Origin of the sequence: Cellulomonas sp. zg-ZUI22, from assembly GCF_017353535.1 — a bacterium.
Classification (GTDB): Bacteria; Actinomycetota; Actinomycetes; order Actinomycetales; family Cellulomonadaceae; genus Cellulomonas; species Cellulomonas wangleii.
The window spans coordinates 126,335-144,064 of sequence record NZ_JAFMUZ010000008.1; the positions used below are offsets into that span (position 1 = coordinate 126,335).

General features: G+C 73.3%; 12 protein-coding genes. 2 read left to right on the forward strand and 10 right to left on the reverse strand.

Annotated elements, in window-relative coordinates; all coding sequences use genetic code 11:
* Positions 1-20: 20 nt before the first annotated feature.
* The 9 genes from J1G43_RS16655 to J1G43_RS16695 form a co-directional block, all read right to left on the reverse strand.
* Positions 21-2,060: an ABC transporter substrate-binding protein gene (locus J1G43_RS16655; RefSeq protein WP_207378869.1), complete on the reverse strand. Its 2,040-nt coding sequence runs from the start codon at positions 2,058-2,060 to the stop codon at positions 21-23.
* 373 nt (positions 2,061-2,433) lie between these two features.
* Entirely contained in the window at positions 2,434-4,206 is a 1,773-nt protein-coding gene (locus tag J1G43_RS16660; RefSeq protein ID WP_207341597.1) for an ABC transporter ATP-binding protein, read from the reverse strand.
* On the reverse strand, positions 4,206-5,234 hold the full coding sequence (locus J1G43_RS16665) for an ABC transporter permease (protein WP_242635914.1): 1,029 nt from the start codon (positions 5,232-5,234) through the stop codon (positions 4,206-4,208). Before J1G43_RS16665 ends, J1G43_RS16660 begins: the two co-directional genes overlap by 1 nt.
* Positions 5,235-5,285: 51 nt before the next feature.
* Positions 5,286-6,803, reverse strand: coding sequence for an ABC transporter permease (locus J1G43_RS16670; RefSeq protein WP_207341596.1), 1,518 nt, complete (start codon positions 6,801-6,803; stop codon positions 5,286-5,288).
* A 201-nt stretch (positions 6,804-7,004) separates the two neighbouring features.
* A complete protein-coding gene (locus J1G43_RS16675) occupies positions 7,005-8,801 on the reverse strand; it encodes an ABC transporter family substrate-binding protein (protein ID WP_249670812.1) in 1,797 nt (598 codons plus the stop codon).
* 508 nt (positions 8,802-9,309) lie between these two features.
* Positions 9,310-9,696: a VOC family protein gene (locus tag J1G43_RS16680; RefSeq protein ID WP_207378870.1), complete on the reverse strand. Its 387-nt coding sequence runs from the start codon at positions 9,694-9,696 to the stop codon at positions 9,310-9,312.
* Positions 9,697-9,851: 155 nt separating this feature from the next.
* Positions 9,852-10,928 carry a redox-regulated ATPase YchF gene (gene ychF / locus J1G43_RS16685; RefSeq protein ID WP_207341593.1) on the reverse strand — a complete coding sequence of 359 codons (1,077 nt, stop codon included), beginning with the start codon at positions 10,926-10,928 and terminating at the stop codon, positions 9,852-9,854.
* 84 nt (positions 10,929-11,012) lie between these two features.
* Positions 11,013-12,569, reverse strand: coding sequence for a hypothetical protein (locus tag J1G43_RS16690; RefSeq protein ID WP_207378871.1), 1,557 nt, complete (start codon positions 12,567-12,569; stop codon positions 11,013-11,015).
* A complete protein-coding gene (locus J1G43_RS16695) occupies positions 12,545-13,420 on the reverse strand; it encodes an ABC transporter ATP-binding protein (protein WP_207378872.1) in 876 nt (291 codons plus the stop codon). The genes J1G43_RS16690 and J1G43_RS16695 overlap by 25 nt, the downstream gene beginning before the upstream one ends.
* 174 nt (positions 13,421-13,594) lie before the next feature.
* Here J1G43_RS16695 and J1G43_RS16700 point away from each other — a divergent pair, with 174 nt between their 5' ends.
* Complete coding sequence (locus J1G43_RS16700) at positions 13,595-14,986, forward strand: DNA recombination protein RmuC (RefSeq protein ID WP_207378873.1); 1,392 nt, start codon at positions 13,595-13,597, stop codon at positions 14,984-14,986.
* 141 nt (positions 14,987-15,127) lie between these two features.
* On the opposite strand, the gene J1G43_RS16705 is transcribed toward J1G43_RS16700, so the two are convergent.
* Positions 15,128-16,183 carry a 4-hydroxy-3-methylbut-2-enyl diphosphate reductase gene (locus tag J1G43_RS16705; protein ID WP_249670811.1) on the reverse strand — a complete coding sequence of 352 codons (1,056 nt, stop codon included), beginning with the start codon at positions 16,181-16,183 and terminating at the stop codon, positions 15,128-15,130.
* A 250-nt stretch (positions 16,184-16,433) separates the two neighbouring features.
* On the opposite strand from J1G43_RS16705, the gene xseA reads away from it, so the two are divergent.
* Entirely contained in the window at positions 16,434-17,696 is a 1,263-nt protein-coding gene (gene xseA, locus J1G43_RS16710) for an exodeoxyribonuclease VII large subunit (RefSeq protein WP_207378874.1), read from the forward strand.
* The last annotated feature ends 34 nt before the right edge of the window (positions 17,697-17,730 follow it).

Genomic DNA, 17,730 nt, shown 5'->3' on the forward strand with positions numbered 1-17,730 from the left:
CGTCGGCGCAGCGTCCCACCTTACCGCCGTGTCCAGTCCCACCACCATGTGAGGTCCGCCGCAGCGGGCGTCAGGGGCGGCACGTCGGCCACGACGGGCAGCCCCCGGGCGTCCTGGGGGTCGCGCACGGCGGCGACGGTGAGCACGGGCGTGCGCACGACGGGCAGCACCGCGCCGGAGTCCAGCAGCGTCTGCGAGGCGGCGCGGACCGCGTCGGCCGCAGCCTCCGCGTCCGGCTGCCCCGCCAGCGCGTCCAGGGCCGTGTCCAGCGCGGGGTCGGCGTGCCCGCCGACGTTCGTGGCGCCGCCGGTGCGCCACCGGGAGACGAAGCCCGCGACCGGCAGCTCCTCCTGCGCGACGGGGACGAGCGCCGCGTCCCAGTCCTCGGCCCGCGTGCGCAGTGCGCGCGCCGGGTCGTCGGCCGCCACCGCCACGACGCGGTAGCCCGCCTCGGCCGCGGCGTCGGACAGCAGCTCGAACGCCGCCGCCCGGACCGGGTCGGACCGGTTCGTCAGCACCCGGACCGTCGGGGGGTCCTGCGCACCGTCCGACGTCGCACCGCCCGCCGTCGCCCCGTCCGCCGGCACGTCCGGCACCCGGACCGTCGGCGCCGTGGGGCCCACCTGGGCGGCGACCACGTCCGAGGGCTCCGTCCGCGCCCACAGGGGCCGGACCGCGACGTCGGCGACGTCCGCGCGCGGCACGCTCCCGACGAAGCCGCGGCGCAGCGCGGCCGCGGTGGCCGCCGGGTCGGGGTCCGCGGCGTGCGCCGCGGGGTCGAACACACCGCCGCCCGCCTCCTGCAGCACCACCTGCAGCACGGCGTCGCCGCCCGTGCGCAGCGCGACGTCCTCCAGCGCCTCCGCGCCGGCGAGCACGTCCGCCGTGCTGACCGGTGCGACGACGTCGACGTCGTCCGACGCGAGCGCCTCGACCTGCGCCAGCGGGTCGAGGTCCGTGCGGACGCGGACCCGGTCGAAGGCCGCCGGTGCGGCGCCCGTGTACGCCGCGCTGCGCGCCACCTCCACACCGTCCGCGTCGACGCGTGTCAGCACGTAGGGGCCCGTGGTGGTGGTGAGTGTCGGGTCGGCCCCGACGTCACCGGCGCGCCCGGCTGCCCGCCACACACGGGAGATCGCCGTCAGCGCGGCCCGGTCCTGCTGCTGCACGGCGGTCGCGACGGCCTGCGCCCAGGTGTCGGGCACCTCTCCCCCGCCCTCGCCCGTGGTGGCGTCCGGCGTCGGGGTGCCCGGCGTCGGGGTGCCCGGCGTCGGGGTGCCCGGCGTCGGGGTGCCCTGCGCAGGAGTGCTCGCCGCCGACGCGGACGGTGCGGGCTGCGACGTGGTTCCCTCCCCCGTCGGTGCGGCGCCGTCGGACGGCGTCGGGGTCGGCGCCGGGGCCGGGGCCGGGAACGCGGGCGCCGTGGGGTCGAGCGCGAGGCGGCCCACGACGTGCGCGGGCAGGTTCACGTCGAGCGCGACCTGCCAGTCCGCCACCGGCACGTCGTACACGACGGTGAGCGTGGCACCGTCCACCACGGGCACCGCCGACGCCCGCACCAGGGCGGCCGACGTCGCCCCGAACAGGACGACGTCGTCCGCGGGCTCGACCGGCTCGCCGTCACCACCGAGCTCCGGCACGACCTCGTCGAGCTGCCCGCTGCGGGCGGCCCACTCCAGCAGCAGGTCGGCCGGGGTGACGGGGACGCCGTCGGACCAGGTGGCCGTGGGCGCGACCGTGTACCGCACGGTCAGCGGGGAGTCGGCGACCTTCTCCACCGTGCCGAACGTCGGGTCGGGAGTGACGGAGCCGTCCGGGCCGAGGGTCGTGAACCCGGACTGCACCAGGCCGCGCACCAGGACGCTGCCCGGGGAGCGGCCCGCAGGCGTGCCCCCGTTGAGCGAGGCGAAGGGCAGGTCCGTGGTGACGACCACCGTCCCGGCCCGCTCGGGGTCCACCGGGTCGGCACTGCACGCCGCCGTCGTGGCCCCCAGCAGCAGCACCACGGCTGCCGCCGTCCGTCGCGATGCCGCCGGCACCCTCGTCCACCTGCTCGTCACCGTGCTCCTCCTGCACCGTCCGCGGCGCTCCCGCCGCCCGGACGGGACCCTGCCACGCACACCGGGACATCGGCGACCGAACGCGCGGACTTGACCCCACAAGAGCCCCGAATCCGTCCGGACCGGTGGGAACGGACGAGACCAGGAGGGACACCGACGAGACGGGCGCCAGCGGACGACGCACGACAGACCGGAGCGAGCCCCGCCCGCTGACGTGCGGCGTCCGGGTCGAGGCGCGTGCGCACCACGAGCGCTGCCAGGACGACGCCGCCGGCGCCCGTCACGTCTCCGCGAGCAGCGTGAGCACGCCCGCGCCCGCGCGTGCGCCCGCCCGGAGCAGGCCGGACGGACGCACCCCCTACCGCGGGCCCGACTACTCGCGGGTGCTGTCGTCGAGCGGTCCGTGCTCGCGCGCCGGGTCGACCTGCAGCGCGGTGACCTCGTCACCGAGGCTCTCCAGCAGGCGGTGCCGCTCCTCGCGCCGCCGACGCTGCTCGCCCGGCTCGGGCACGGGCGCGGCGGCGAGCAGCCGCTGCGTGTACTCCTCGCGCGGGTGCTGGAGCACCTGCTCGCGGTCGCCCTGCTCGACGATCTTCCCGTCGCGCAGCACCACGACCCGGTGCGCCAGCAGGTCCACGACCGCGAGGTCGTGCGAGACGAAGAGGCACGCGAACTTGTACCGCTCCTGCAGCTCGGTGAACATCGCCAGCACGCTGGCCTGCACCGACACGTCCAGTGCGGACGTAGGCTCGTCGGCGACGAGGAGCTCCGGCTCGAGCGTGAGCGCGCGGGCCACGGAGACCCGCTGGCGCTGACCGCCGGAGAGCTCGTGCGGGTACCGGTTGAAGACGCTGCGCGGCAGGTGCACGGCGTCGAGCAGCTCGTACACCGTCTTCTGGCGCGACCGACGGTCGCCGACACCGTGCACGATCATCGGCTCGCTGATGACGTCACCGATCGGCAGGCGCGGGTTCAGCGACGCGGCCGGGTCCTGGAAGATGACGCCGATCCGCCGGCGCAGCCGCTTGGAGGCCTTGGCGTTCATCCCCGTGAAGCGGTCGCCGAACAGCGAGATCTCGCCGGCGGCGGGCTCGATGAGTCCCAGCGCGGCCCGGCCGAGGGTCGACTTGCCCGAGCCGGACTCCCCCACGAGGCCGACGACCTCACCCTGCCGGACGTCGAACGACACGTCGTCGACGGCACGGAACGGCGGCTTGCCGGTGCGCTGGTACTCGATGACGACGTTCTTGACCTCGAGCGCGGGCGCGCTGGTCGTGTCGACGGACTCCGCGGCGTGCCGCGACGTCCCGAACTGGCCGGGGCCGCGCCCCAGGTGCGGCACGGCCTCGAGGAGCCGTCGGGTGTACGGGTGCTGCGGGCGGTTGAGCACCTCGTCGACGGTCCCCCGCTCGACGATCTCGCCCTTGAACATGACCGCCACCCGGTCGGCCATGTCCGCCACCACACCCATGTTGTGGGTGATCAGCAGGATGCCGGTGTCGAGCTGGTCCTTCAGGGACCGCAGCAGGTCGAGGATGTCGGCCTGGACGGTGACGTCGAGGGCCGTGGTCGGCTCGTCGGCGATGATCACCCGCGGGTTGCAGCTGATCGCGAGCGCGATGACCACGCGCTGCCGCTGACCGCCCGACAGCTCGTGCGGGTACTGCTTGATCCGTCGCTCCGGCTCCGGGATGCCCACCATCCGCAGCAGCTCGACCGCGCGGTCGAGTGCGGCGCGGCCGTAGGCGATCCCGTGCAGCTCGAGCGCCTCGCTCATCTGCAGGCCGATCGTCAGCACCGGGTTCAGTGCCGTCATCGGCTCCTGGAAGACCATCGCCACGTCGTTGCCGCGCAGCCGCCGCAGGCCACGGCTGTCGAGCGAGCCGACCGACTTGCCCGCGACCTCGACGTTCCCGCCGACGCGGGCGTTCTTCGGCAGGAGGCCCAGTGCGGTCATCGACGTGACCGACTTGCCGGAGCCCGACTCGCCGACGAGCGCGACGACCTCGCCCGGGCGCACGTCGAGCGAGATGCCCTTGACGGCGTGGACGGAGCCGAACTCGGTGCTGAACCGGACGTCGAGGCCCTCGAAGCTCAGGACACGGTCGTCGCTCGGCGTGGTGCCGGCATCGGTGGTGACCGTCATCAGTCCTTCTTCCTGTTCTGGCGCGGGTCGAACGCGTCGCGCAGGCCGTCACCGATGAAGTTGACGGCGAGGGCGATGCCGAGGATGAAGATGCCGGGCCACCAGAACAGCCACGGACGCGACGTGAACGCGTTCTGGTAGTCGGAGATCAGGAGACCCAGCGAGGTGTCCGGCGGCTTGACGCCGAAGCCCAGGTAGGACAGCGAAGTCTCCAGCAGGATCGCCGACGCGATCGACAGCGTCGCCGCCACGATGATCGTGCCCAGCGTGTTCGGCAGGATGTGCTTGACGATGATGCGCGCCGGCGACGTGCCGACCGCGCGGGCCGCCGAGACGAACTCGCGCTCGCGCAGCGACAGGATCTCGCCGCGCACGAGGCGCGCCAGACCGGTCCAGGTCACGAGCCCGAGCACCATCGCCAGGACGAAGATGTTGCGGCCGCCCGAGATCTGGCCGAGCGCCGCGGCCAGCGCGAGCAGCGGGATCACGATGAGCAGGTCCGTCATGCGCATGAGCAGGGCCTCGACCCACCCGCGGTAGTAGCCCGCGAGTGCGCCGACGGCCGTACCGACGAGCGTCGAGACGATGCCGACCACGAACGCGATGATGAGCGAGCGCTGCGTGCCGCGCATGACCATGGCGAACCAGTCGCGCCCGATCGTGTCCTGGCCGAAGGGGTGCTCCCCGATCCGGAAGGGCCACAGCGAGAGCGTGGGGCGACCGCCGTTGATCACCTCGACCGGCTGCAGGTAGTTGTACTTCCACCACCCCGGGATCGGGCCCACGCCGATGGACGTGAACGCGAGCACCGTGACGAACACGAGGACCGCGAGGGAGATCATCGCCGCGCGGTGCCGCAGGAACCGGCGCAGCACGAGCTGCCCCTGCGAGTAGGACCGGTCGGTCGTGGCGCCCTCGAGGTCGTCCTCGACCCGGGTCACGGGCTGCAGGCTGCCGGGGTCGGCCCCCTGGCCGCCCGGCATGGGGACGATGGCCTCGTGGGCCTCGTGCGAGTTCGGGTCAGTCATGGTGCGCTCCGGTCGCGGTGGGGACGGGGTGGGCCGCGCTGCTCACGGGGCTCACCGCCGGATCCGCGGGTCGAGGAAGGCGTAGCTGATGTCGGCCAGCATGTTCATGACCACGGCAGCGACGCCTGTGACGAGGAAGAACGCCATCACGGGACCGGGGTCCACCTGCGTGAGGCCGGTCCGGAAGAGCTCGCCCATGCCCTTCCAGCCGAAGACGGCCTCGGTGATGACCGCGCCGCCGATCAGGCCGGCGAAGTCGAACGCGACGATCGTGGTGAGCGGGATCAGCGCGTTGCGGAACGCGTGACGGCTGATGACCTCACGCTCGCTCAGGCCCTTGGCCCGCGCGGTGCGCACGTAGTCCTGCTCCAGCACCTCGAGCATCGACGCGCGGGTGTACCGCGTGTACGACGCGAGGGAGATCAGCGTGAGGACGACCGTCGGCAGGATGAGCTGCGTCCCCTTGTCGAGGAAGTCCTGCCAGAACGTGCCGTCGAAGTTCGGCGTCTGCGAGCCGATCGTGGAGATGGGCCGCGGCTGCAGCTGCAGGTAGCCGGCCCAGGCGCCGAGCGCCTTGTCCATGACGACCGTGCCCGCCATGACGCTGGCGGTGACGAACGAGGCCCACATCGCCGTGCGCCGCGAGAAGCCCCCGAGGAACCAGCCGCACGCGAGGGCGATCACGACCGCGACTGCGTACAGGCCGAAGAGGATGGGCCAGGTCGGGTCCGCGAGGACGCCGCCGAACGCGAGGTAGGACACGAGCCCGAGCCCGACGGTCGCGCCCACGGCCCGCACGACGCGGCGGTTACCGAACCCGCTCGTCAGGGCCACCATGAGCGCGCCGGCGCCGATGCTGACGAGCGCGACGACCGGCAGGCCGAGGGCGGGTCGTCGCCACCAGTCGACGGCGTCGAAGTAGGTGATGGCGACGACGACGAAGAGGGCGGTCCCGCCGCCCGTCATGAGCCGACGCCGCAGGTCCCCGCCGAGCGCGGCCTGGACGACGAAGCCCAGGACCAACCCGATGAGGATGGTGGTCAACGTGCTCACCGAGGGGTCCGCGATCCAGTCGTTGAACCGGATGGCGCCGTACTCCTTGAGCAGCACGGCGGCCCAGAAGACGGGGAGCGAGAAGAAGAGGAAGGCGAAGAAGGTGACGACGTAGTCGAAGCCGGAGTACTGCCGGATCGCCGTCAGGATGCCGAAGAAGACACCGGCGACGATGGCGAGCAGCGTCGCCCCCACCACCAGGCGCAGCGTCGAGCTGGCGGCGTTCTCGAGCATGCTGCTGACCTCGACGCCGGCGCGGTTGGTGCCGAGGTCGCAACGACCGACGAGGCATCCCGCGGCTCCGGTCAGCCACTGCCAGTACCGCTGGTACCACGGGAGGTCGAGGCCCATGGTCGTGATCCGCTGGGCGATGAGGTTGTCGCGGTTGGGATCGTTCGACTCACGCAGGTCCTGCAGGGGGTCGCCCGAGTTGATCGTGAGGACGAACATGAGCACCGAGCCGCCGAGCAGCACCAGGGCGGAGATACCCAGGCGGCGCAGTATGAATCTGGTCAACGCTTCGAACCCTTCTATCGCCCGGTTCGGGGGGTCGTCCGGCCGACGCCTGATGGCGTCCGGCGGACCCGGGCCCACGGATCACGGTGCCGAATCGTACGCGCTCACGCGCGCACGGTGGGACAGGGGGTAACCCCTGCCCCACCGTGCGTGCTGCGTGCGCCGGCCGGGGCCGGCGGCGTCGTCAGCGGCCGTTCAGGCTCACTTGGCCCGCTGCCACTGGTCGGCGTTCCACAGAGCGCCGTTCTGGGTCGCGGTGAACCGGACGTTGTCGATGTCCGACGTGTGAGCAATCACACCCGGGTGAGCGAAGACCGGGATGCCGTAGAGCGTGTCCCACAGCTCCTTCTCGATCACCTTCGTCTGCTCGAGGTGGACCTCCGGGTCCAGCGAGGCGGCCAGCGCGGACCACGCCTCGTCGACCTTCGTGTTGGAGTAGCCGCCGTAGTTCTGCGGGTAGTCCGTCGAGTAGATGTTCTGACCCGAGGCGATCTGGCCCGACCCGGCCCACGCGAAGAGCGCGACCTCGTAGTCACCGTTCACCAGAGCGTTGGAGAAGAAGTCGGACGAGCCGACGTCCTGGACGTCGAAGCCGGCCTGGTCGCAGCTGGCCTTGATCAGGGCGACCTCTTCGGTACGACGCGGGTTGGGCGCCGAGTAGCCGATGCGGACCGTGACGGGCTCCGTCACGCCGGCCTCGGCGAGCTTCTTCTTGGCGGCGTCGAGGTCGACGTCGTCGTAACGGCCGTCGTAGGACGCCTCGACGACCTCGTCGTAGTCGTCCTGGAACGGGAAGACCTCACGCGTGTTCATGACGACCGCGCCCTCGTCGACGGGCTTGATCAGCGTGTCGACGATCTGCTGCCGCGGGACGCAGTAGGCGAATGCCTCGCGAGCGGCCAGGCCGCCCTCGGCGTCGGAGAACACGCCGTTGTTGAAGTTGTAGTCGAGGTGCTCCCACGTCAGGTTCTGGCCCGTCTGGACCTTGACCTGGTCGCCGAGGCCCTCGAGCTGGCTGACGGTGTCGACCGTCGCCTGCGGCTCGATGACGTTGAGGTCACCGTTGGCGAGCGCCTGCAGGTGCGCGTCGGCCGCGAGGAAGCGGATCGTGAGGCGGTCGGTCGCCGCGGGCGTGCCCCAGTAGTTCGGGTTCGCCTCGAGCGTGATCGACTGGCCGGCCGTCCAGCCACCCTCCATGAGCTGGTAGGGGCCGCCCGAGGGCGCGATGGCGGGGTCGGGGAGCTGACCCGGCGTCGGCGAGAGCCAGTTGTTCCAGAACTCGGCCGCCTTGGTGACGGTCTCGACGTCCTCGTTCTTGATCGCGGCGACGAGGTCGTCCTCGGTGATGCCGATCTGCTCCGCGACGACGTGCGCGGGGAGCAGGTAGGCGCCCGTGACGAGCTTCCAGTCCGGGTACTTCTCGGCGTACTCGACCGTGAAGGTCATGTCGCCGGCCTCACCCTGCGGGCCGGTCGGGACGTTGGTCTGCGTGTAGTCCGTGCCCGAGACGTGGTTGAAGACCGGGGCCTTCGGGTCCGGGGACAGCCACGCCGGGTTCTGCGCCACCCACTCGAAGAGGAAGTCGGCGTAGTCGATCGCGTTGCCGTCCGACCACTTGACGTCGTCGTTCACCGTGTACTCGATGACGAGCGGCTCGTCGCCCTCGAGGCCGGAGACGACCTCGGCGGAGCCGAACTCCTCGTTCGGGTAGATGGTGCCGTCGGTGCCGAAGTAGAAGAAGCCACCGGGGTTGATGCGGTCGCTCACGGCCGAGTTGTACGTGGAGTAGGTGTCCGCGGTGAACGCGTTGTACCCGGTCCACTCGTCCTGGCCGACCGAGTAGAAGATCTCACCGTCGGCGGTCTCGGTGATCCCGAGGTCCTCCTTGGCGGTGGTGCTCGCCTCCTCGGTCGCGTCAGCCGACGGGCTGGCGGCCGGCTCGCTCGCCTCGGGGCTCGTGCACGCCGCGAGCACGAGTGCCGTCGTGGCGAGCGCCACGACCGCCGTTGACCTGCGTGTCGTCCTCAATGTTCCTCCTGAAAGGCATGGCATCCGGCGCTGCCATCGAGGCACACCTGACCGGACATCCACGGTGGATGCGAGCGACAGTACAACGCGAAATCCCGGCATCTGGGACGCAGCCCGGGGCTGGAATCGATCGTTACGGATTCGATACTGGGCAGTACGTCTCAGAAACTGAGACGCAACACCTCGGTAACCAGGACCCTCGGCTCCCGGTCGGGCGGTGCGGTCAGCGCCCCACGACGGCTCACGCGGTGTCACTGCAGGTCGTCGGCGCGCGCGGCCGCCCACGCCCGCGATCGCGGGCTCGCGGCACCAGGATGTCGGGGTGCACGACCGGCACGTCACCCCGGGCCCAGGCGACGACGGCTGCAGGACGAGCGGGAACGCTCGGAGCTCAAGCAGGTCCGCCGCCCGCCGCGCGCGGACTGACGATCCCGCAGCCCGGCTCGCACGCCCGACGGTCCGCTGGGCACCGCTCGCTTCACGACGTCGGGGTCATCACCTCGACACGGTTCCCGAAACCGTCGCGGGCATGGAAGCGGATGTACCCCTCGAACGTGTCCCGCTCCGCCCACGAGAGCTCGTAGCCTCCGCGACGGATGCGATCGGCCGTGGCGTCCAGCTCGGCCGGCGAGGCGCAGACGAGACCGGGGTGGGCCTTCGCGGCAGGGACGAACGGGTCCTCGACCCCGAGGTGGATCTCGGCGACGACGACCTCGCCGTCGTGCGCACGGAACCAGCACCCGCCGCGTCCGGCCAGGGACGGCGGTTTCTGGACCTCCTCCAGCCCCAGAGCCTCACCGTAGAAGCGACGCGCCTCGGCCTCCTCGCCGCGAGGCATGGCGACCTGGACGTGGTGGAGCCTCATACCGCACCTCCGAAGTATCTCGATGTCGAGATAAACGCTAGCAGCGGAGCCGACGGACGGGCCGGACCCGGTGATCAGGGCCGGCGACCCGCCGTGGTCCCTCGCCGATCGCTGCGCCGGAGCCTGCCGAACCCCCGGGCGGTCCCGGTCCTGCCTCAGACGTTGAAGCGGAACTCCACGACGTCGCCGTCGTGCATGACGTAGTCCTTGCCCTCGATGCGGGCCTTGCCGGCGGCGCGCGCGGCGGCGACCGAACCGGCCTCGACGAGGTCGTCGAACGAGATGACCTCGGCCTTGATGAAGCCCTTCTGGAAGTCCGTGTGGATCACGCCGGCCGCCTGCGGGGCGGTCCAGCCCTGGCGGATCGTCCAGGCGCGCGACTCCTTGGGACCGGCCGTGAGGTACGTCTGCAGGCCGAGGGTGTGGAAGCCGACGCGGGCGAGCTGGTCCAGACCGGACTCCTCCTGGCCGTTGGCCTCGAGCATCTCGCGCGCCTCGTCCTCGTCGAGCTCCACCAGCTCCGACTCGAACTTCGCGTCGAGGAAGATCGCGTCGGCGGGCGCGACCAGGGCGCGCAGCCGCTCCTGCATCGCGGTGTCGGCCAGGCCGGCGTCGTCGGTGTTGAAGACGTAGATGAACGGCTTGGCCGTCATGAGCTGCAGCGCGCGCACGTGCTCGTCGTCTGCCAGACCGGCGGCGAACAGGGTCTGCCCGGTCTCCAGCACCGCGTACGCGCGCTTCGCCGCGTCGAGCACCTCGGGGGCCGTCTTCTTGCCGCGGACCTCCTTCTCGAGGCGCGGGATCGCGTTCTCGAGGGTCTGCAGGTCGGCCAGGACCAGCTCGGTCGCGATGATCTCGATGTCGCCCTCGGGGTCCACCCTGCCGCTGACGTGCACGACGTCCGGGTCGGCGAACGCGCGCGTCACCTGGCAGATCGCGTCGGCCTCCCGGATGTTGGCCAGGAACTTGTTGCCCAGGCCCTCGCCCTCGCTCGCACCCTTGACGATGCCGGCGATGTCGACGAACGACACCGTCGCCGGCAGGATCCGCTCGGAGCCGAAGATCTTGGCGAGCGTCTCCAGGCGCGGGTCCGGCAGCGGGACGACGCCCACGTTCGGCTCGATCGTCGCGAACGGGTAGTTCGCCGCGAGGACCTGCGCGCGGGTGAGCGCGTTGAAGAGGGTGGACTTGCCGACGTTGGGCAGGCCGACGATGCCGATCGTGAGAGCCACGGGCGTCGAGTCTACGCAGCGTCGGAGGGTCCTCCTGCCGCGGGGTCGCCGCCGCGGCGCCGGGCTGCCCCGGCGCCGCGTGCGTCAGGCGAACGCCCGCATGCGCTGCAGCAGGTCCGGCCCCCGTCGGTCGAGCATCGAGCCGCCGAGCCGCACGCCGACCAGGAGCACGACCACCCCCAGGACGACCCCCACGCCGAGCGCGGCCCAGCCGAACGGCGCCGACCCGCGCCCCACGCCGAGCCCGGCGAGGATCAGGGTCGGCGAGGCCAGCAGGCCGACCGCCAGGGACCCCACCATCTGCGACGTGAAGGCGGCCGAGCCCGCACCCTGCTTGCTGGCGAACGGGTTCTCCCCCGGCAGCTGCACCGGGTACACGAAGGCGGCCGACACCACGCTGGCACCGCCGAGGGCCGTCAGCAGCAGGCCGAGACCCGCGCCCAGCAGCGCGGGCACCGCGTCCCAGCGGTCGGCGTACCAGGCGGTGGAGACCACCAGCACGACCGTCGCGAACAGCCCGACGGCGCCCGCCACGACCACCCGCCCCCACCGGTCGGCCACCCCGCGCAGCGGCGCCGCCAGGTGGGTCCAGAAGGCCGTGCCGTCGTACGCGACGTCCGCCGAGATGCTCCAGCCGATCAAGAACGCCGCCACGGGGCCGGCGATGAGCACGAGCTCGCCGCCGGGCGCCGCGAACGCCAGCAACACGGGCAGCACCGGCACGACCGCCACGGCCATCGAGTACCGCGGGTCGCGCATCCAGTACGTGACGGCGCGCGCGGCCACGGCCCCGGTCGGGGTGGCGGGCACCCGGCCGAACCACCCCAGCCCGCGGGCGCGCGCGTCACCGCCCGCGCTGACCGGCTCGGTCAGCGTGCGGTCCAGCGCCCACGACCACACGCGGAGCGCGAGCGCGACGGTCGCCACCGCGATGACCAGCCGGGCCAGCGCACCCGCCCAGTCGCCGACGGCCACGGCCGGTGCGAGCGCCCACGGAGCACCCAGCGGCGTCCACGACAGGACGCGTGCCACGGACCCCAGCCCGTCGACGGCCGAGGCCTGGTCGGCGACGGTGTTGAGGATCGGGCCGATGAACATCACGGGGAGGATCGCGAGCGCCGCGACGACCTCCCGGACCCGGCGTCGGCCGATGAGCGGCGCCAGCGCCGTCGTCGTGGCGCGGGCACCGATGGTGCACGCCAGCACCGCGAGCACGCCGCCGACGAGGGCGGCGAGCGCCGCGGCCGGCTCGCGCCACCACGACAGCGGCATGGCCAGCGCGCTGACCGTGGTGACGATCCCGGGGATGCCGATCAGGCCCGCGAGCGTGAGCCCGACGAGCAGGTCGCGGCGCGGGACGCCGAAGGTGACGAAGCGCCGGGGGTCGAGGGTGGAGTCGACGCCGAACGCCAGGAGCGGCACGACCCACCAGCCCAGGACGACCACGGACCCGACGGCGACGAGGACGTCCGAGCGGACCGCGACGTCGACGAAGCCGAGGGCCACGAGCCCCACGACGGCCGCCAGCAGCACGGACAGCCCGTACAGCGCGCCCACGACGACGCCCACGACCTGCCAGGCGCTGCGGCGCAGGGCGTTGCGCAGCAGCGTCAGCTTCAGTCGGACGAGGTGCGCAACCACGCGAGCCCCTCCCCGGTGATCCGGCCGCCCACGAGCTCGACGAACCGCTCCTCGAGCGAACGACCGGCGCGCACCTCGTCGACGGTGCCGGCGGCGAGCACGTGGCCCTCGGCGATGACGGCGACGTGGTCGCACATGCGCTGCACGAGGTCCATGACGTGCGACGACACGACCACGGTCCCGCCGCCCGCGACGTACTGGTGCAGGATCTCGCGGATGTTCGCGGCCGACACGGGGTCGACCGCCTCGAACGGCTCGTCGAGCACGAGGACGCGGGGCGCGTGCACCAGGGCGCAGGCGAGCGCGACCTTCTTCGTCATGCCCGCGGAGTAGTCGACGACGAGGGTGTCGCGGTCGTCCGACAGGCCGACGGCGGCGAGCAGGTCGTCGGTGCGGGCCGCGACCGTCGCGCGCTCCAGGCCTTGCAGCAGCCCCGCGTACGTGACGAGCTGCGCACCCGTCAGGCGGTCGAAGAGGCGCACCCCGTCGGGCAGCACCCCGAGCATCCGCTTGACCTCGACCGGGTTCGCCCAGAGGTCCACGCCGTGCACGAGGACGGTGCCCGCGTCGGGCCGCAGCAGACCGGTGGCCATGGACAGGCTGGTCGTCTTGCCCGCCCCGTTGGGGCCGACCAGGCCGTAGAACGAGCCCGACGGGATGGTCAGGTCGATGCCGGCGACGGCGACCTTGTCACCGAAGCGCCGCCACATGCCCTGCAGGGCGAGGGCGGGCGCGCCGGGTCGGGGGGACGGGGCACCGGGGGCGGCCGTCGTCGGCGCGACCCCGGGCGCACCGGACGGGCCCGGGACGGGGCCCGGAGCGGGTGGTGGGACGGCGTCTGGTGTGGTCACGCGATCGACACTAGGGCGCGGGCACGGGCGGGCGGATCGGTCGCGCGACGGAACCGGGCCTCCGTCCCGGGACTGGGCACGGCAGGGGCACAGCAAGGGCACGGCTGGGGCACAGCAGGGGCACGGCGGCAGGACGACGGGGCCCTGTCGGTCCCCTCTGGCACGCTGCGCACCATGGATCCCGTGCTCGGTACCGCAGCCCTCCCGCTGCTCCTGTCCGCCCTGCTGGTCGGTGCCGCCCTGGGCGCCGTCGTGGCGTGGGTGGTGGGGTCATCGCGCGCGACCCGCGCCGCCGAGGAGCGGGTGCGGTCGGCGGAGGTCGAGGCCGCCCGTGCCCTGGCACGGCTCGAGGCGGAGCGCGCCGGCGCCGGCGACCGGTTCCGGGCGCTGGCGGACGAGGCGCTGGCGGCGACCAGCGAGCAGTTCCTCGCCCTGGCCCACCAGCGGCTCGCGGCCGAGCACCAGACGCAGGTGGGTGAGCTCGCGCAGCGCGAGCAGGCGGTCCGCGCGATGGTCGAGCCCCTCGCCCGCACGCTCGACCACGTCCGCACCGAGCTCGTCGAGGCCGAGCGTGCCCGCGTCGAGGGCAACGCGGCGCTGGGCGAGCAGGTGCGCGCGATGCGGGCGGCGTCCGAGCAGCTGCGGGGCGAGACGTCGCAGCTCGTCACGGCGCTGCGCTCGTCGCAGGTGCGCGGCCGGTGGGGCGAGGTGCAGCTGCGGCGCGTGGTCGAGGCCGCGGGGATGCTCGCGCACGTCGACTTCGTCGAGCAGGAGCAGGTGCGCACGGACGACGGGCTGCAGCGCCCGGACATGGTGGTGCGCCTCGCGGGGGGCAAGCAGGTCGTCGTCGACGCGAAGGTCGCGTTCCTGGGGTTCCTCGACGCCGCGCAGACGGACGACGAGACGGTGCGCGCCCAGCGGCTCGCGGCGCACGCCCGGCACGTGCGCAAGCACGTCGACGACCTCGCCTCCAAGCGCTACTGGGACCAGTTCGCCCCCGCGCCGGAGTTCGTCGTGATGTTCGTGCCGGCCGAGTCGTTCCTGCACGCGGCGGCCGACCAGGACCCGACGCTCATCGAGTACGCGTTCGAGCGCAACGTCGTCATCGCGACACCCGTCACGCTGCTCACGCTGCTGCGGACCGTGGCGTACGCGTGGCGGCAGGACGCGCTGGCGGCCAACGCGCAGCAGGTGCTCACGCTCGGCAAGGAGCTGCACGGACGGCTCGCGACGATGGGCACGCACCTGGCGCGGCTCGGCCGCTCGATCGACGCGGCCGCCGGTGCGTACAACCAGGCGGTCGGGTCGTTGGAGTCCCGCGTGCTGGTCAGTGCCCGCCGGTTCGCCGACCTCCACGTCGTCGACGGTGACCTGCCGACGCCCGGGCCGGCGAACCCACGGCTGACCGCCCTGAGCGCGCCGGAGCTCGTCGCGTCGGCGGCGGAGCAGGTCGTGGCGCTGGACGACCTCGTGCTGGGCGACCCGGCCGGGCGCCGTGACGACCGGGCGCTGCAGGACGAGGTCGCACGGCGGCGCGCGGCCGACGGGGACGCGTCGACCGCCTGATCACCACGGCAGCCGGCACCGCCGCGTGCGGGATGCCGCCCGCCGCGGCGTCACATGAGCACCGGCGACGTCCGCGTGCCGGGGGCCGCGCGGCGCCGGCGAGCGGTGCGCGGTACGTCGCGCGCGGTGCGCGGTCGGACGTCAGACGGGCTGGACGTCCAGCCGGCGGCGACCGTCGGGCCGCGGGCGCCCCGCCGGCTCCCCGGCCTTCTTGAGGTCGGCGCGCAGCTCGCGCGGCAGGGAGAACATGAGGTCCTCCGTCGCGGTGCGGACCTCCTCGACGTCGGCGAAGCCGTGCACGGCCAGGAACGCCAGGACGTCCGCCACGAGGATCTCGGGCACCGAGGCGCCCGACGTCACGCCGACGGTGGTCGCGCCCTCGAGCCAGGCGGGGTCGATCTCGGCGGCCTTGTCGACGCGGTACGACGAGCGGGCACCCGCGTCGAGCGCGACCTCGACGAGGCGCACCGAGTTCGACGAGTTGGCCGAGCCGACGGTGATGACGACGTCGCACGCGGGCGCGAGCTTCTTCACGGCGACCTGGCGGTTCTGCGTGGCGTAGCAGATGTCGTCGCTCGGCGGGTCCTGCAGGTGCGGGAACCGCTCGCGCAGGCGGCGGACCGTCTCCATGGTCTCGTCCACCGACAGCGTCGTCTGCGAGATCCACATGACCCGCTCCGGGTCGCGAACCTCGACGTGGTCCGCGTCGGCCGGGGAGTTCACGACCTGGATGTGCTCGGGCGCGTGACCCTGCGTGCCCTCGACCTCCTCGTGGCCGTCGTGGCCGATGAGCAGGATGTCGAAGTCGTCCGCGGCGAACCGCACGGCCTCCTTGTGCACCTTGGTCACTAGGGGGCACGTCGCGTCGATCGTCTGCAGGTTGCGCGCCGCCGCGGAGGCCTTGACCGCCGGCGAGACGCCGTGCGCCGAGAAGACGACGCGCGCGCCCTCGGGCACCTGGTCCGTCTCGTCGACGAACACCGCCCCGCGCGCGGCGAGCGTCTCGACGACGTGCCGGTTGTGCACGATCTCCTTGCGGACGTACACCGGGGCGCCGTAGTGCTCGAGCGCCTTCTCGACGGCGACGACCGCGCGGTCGACGCCCGCGCAGTACCCGCGGGGTGCCGCGAGCAGCACGCGCTTGCGCGCCGGCGGAACGTCGGCGCGGAGATCAGGGCCGGGGGCGGTCGAGGTCACCGGTCCAGTCTAGGCCGGGCGTCCCGGACGACCCGGGTGACGGCGGCCACCGTCACCCGACCTCCACGACTCCACCCCGCTCCCCCTCGCCTCCCGCCACCGCGTGAGACGCGTGCCCCGCGAGAGCGGGCCCAGGTCGCCCGTGGCACCGCGTGAGCGAGGTGCGCCCGGTCTCGCGAGGTCCGTGTCCCACGCACCGGGACGCGCACCCGTGGTCGGCGGTGTCGGGGGCGTGCGGCAGGCTGGGGGCGTGCAGGACGAGACGAGCGCACCCGCCCCACCGCCCGCGGCCCCCCTGCCGCTCCCGCTCAAGGCCGCGGACACGACACCCGAGCGCCCGTGGCCCGTGCGGCACCTCGCGCCCAAGGTCGCGGACTACGTGGCGCGCATGCCGCCCGTCTGGGTCGAGGGCCAGGTGCTCAACGTCCGGCGCTGGAACTCCCTGCTGTTCCTCACGCTGCGCGACACCGACCTCGACATGTCGCTGTCGGTGACGCTGCCGGCCGTCGCCGCGATGAGCCTCGGCGAGCGGTTCACGGACGGCGCGCACGTGGTGGTGCACGCCCGCCCCCAGTACCAGGTGAAGAAGGGCTCGCTGGGGTTCGCGGCCGACCGGGTGCGGCTGGTCGGCCTGGGCGAGCTGCTGGCCCGCATCGAGCACCTGAAGGGCGTGCTCGCGGCGGAGGGCCTGTTCGACGAGTCCCGCAAGCGTCCGCTGCCCTTCCTGCCCGCCGTCGTCGGGCTGGTGTGCGCGCAGCAGGGCGACGCCGAGCACGACGTCGTGTCCAACGCGCGCGCCCGCTGGCCCGCCGTGCAGTTCGAGATCCGCCGCGTCACCGTGCAGGGCCCCAGCGCGGTGCCGGAGGTGAGCGCGGCCGTCGCGGAGCTCGACGCCGACCCCCGCGTCGAGGTCATCGTCGTCGCGCGCGGCGGTGGCTCGTTCGAGGACCTGCTGCCGTTCAGCAACGAGACGCTCGTGCGTGCGGCCGCCGCGTGCCGCACGCCGCTGGTCAGCGCGATCGGGCACCACATGGACGCCCCCCTGCTGGACCTCGTCGCCGACCTGCGCGCCTCGACGCCGACGGACGCCGCCAAGCGCGTCGTGCCCGACGTCACCGAGGAGCGCGCGCGCATCGTGCAGGCACGGTCGCGGACCCGCGCGGCCGTCACCCACCGGCTCGCCCGCGAGGAGGCCGGGCTCGCGAACCTGCGCAGCCGCCCGGTGCTGGCCCGGCCCGGGACGCTCGTCGACCCCCACGAGGACACGCTGCACCGGCTCACCGGGCGCGGCCGCACGGTGCTCGACGCCGCGCTGGCGCAGGCCGCGACGGCCACGGCGCGTCTCGCCGGGCAGGTGCGGGCCCTGTCCCCCGCCGCGACGCTCGAGCGCGGGTACGCGGTCGTGCAGCGCGCCGACGGCGCGGTCGTGCGCAGCCCCGACGACGTCGCCCCGGGTGACCGGCTGCGGGTGCGCGTCGCGGCGGGCGAGCTCGCGGCCGACGTCGCACCGTGACGGCCCGCCGGCCGGGACGGTGCGCGGCGCACGG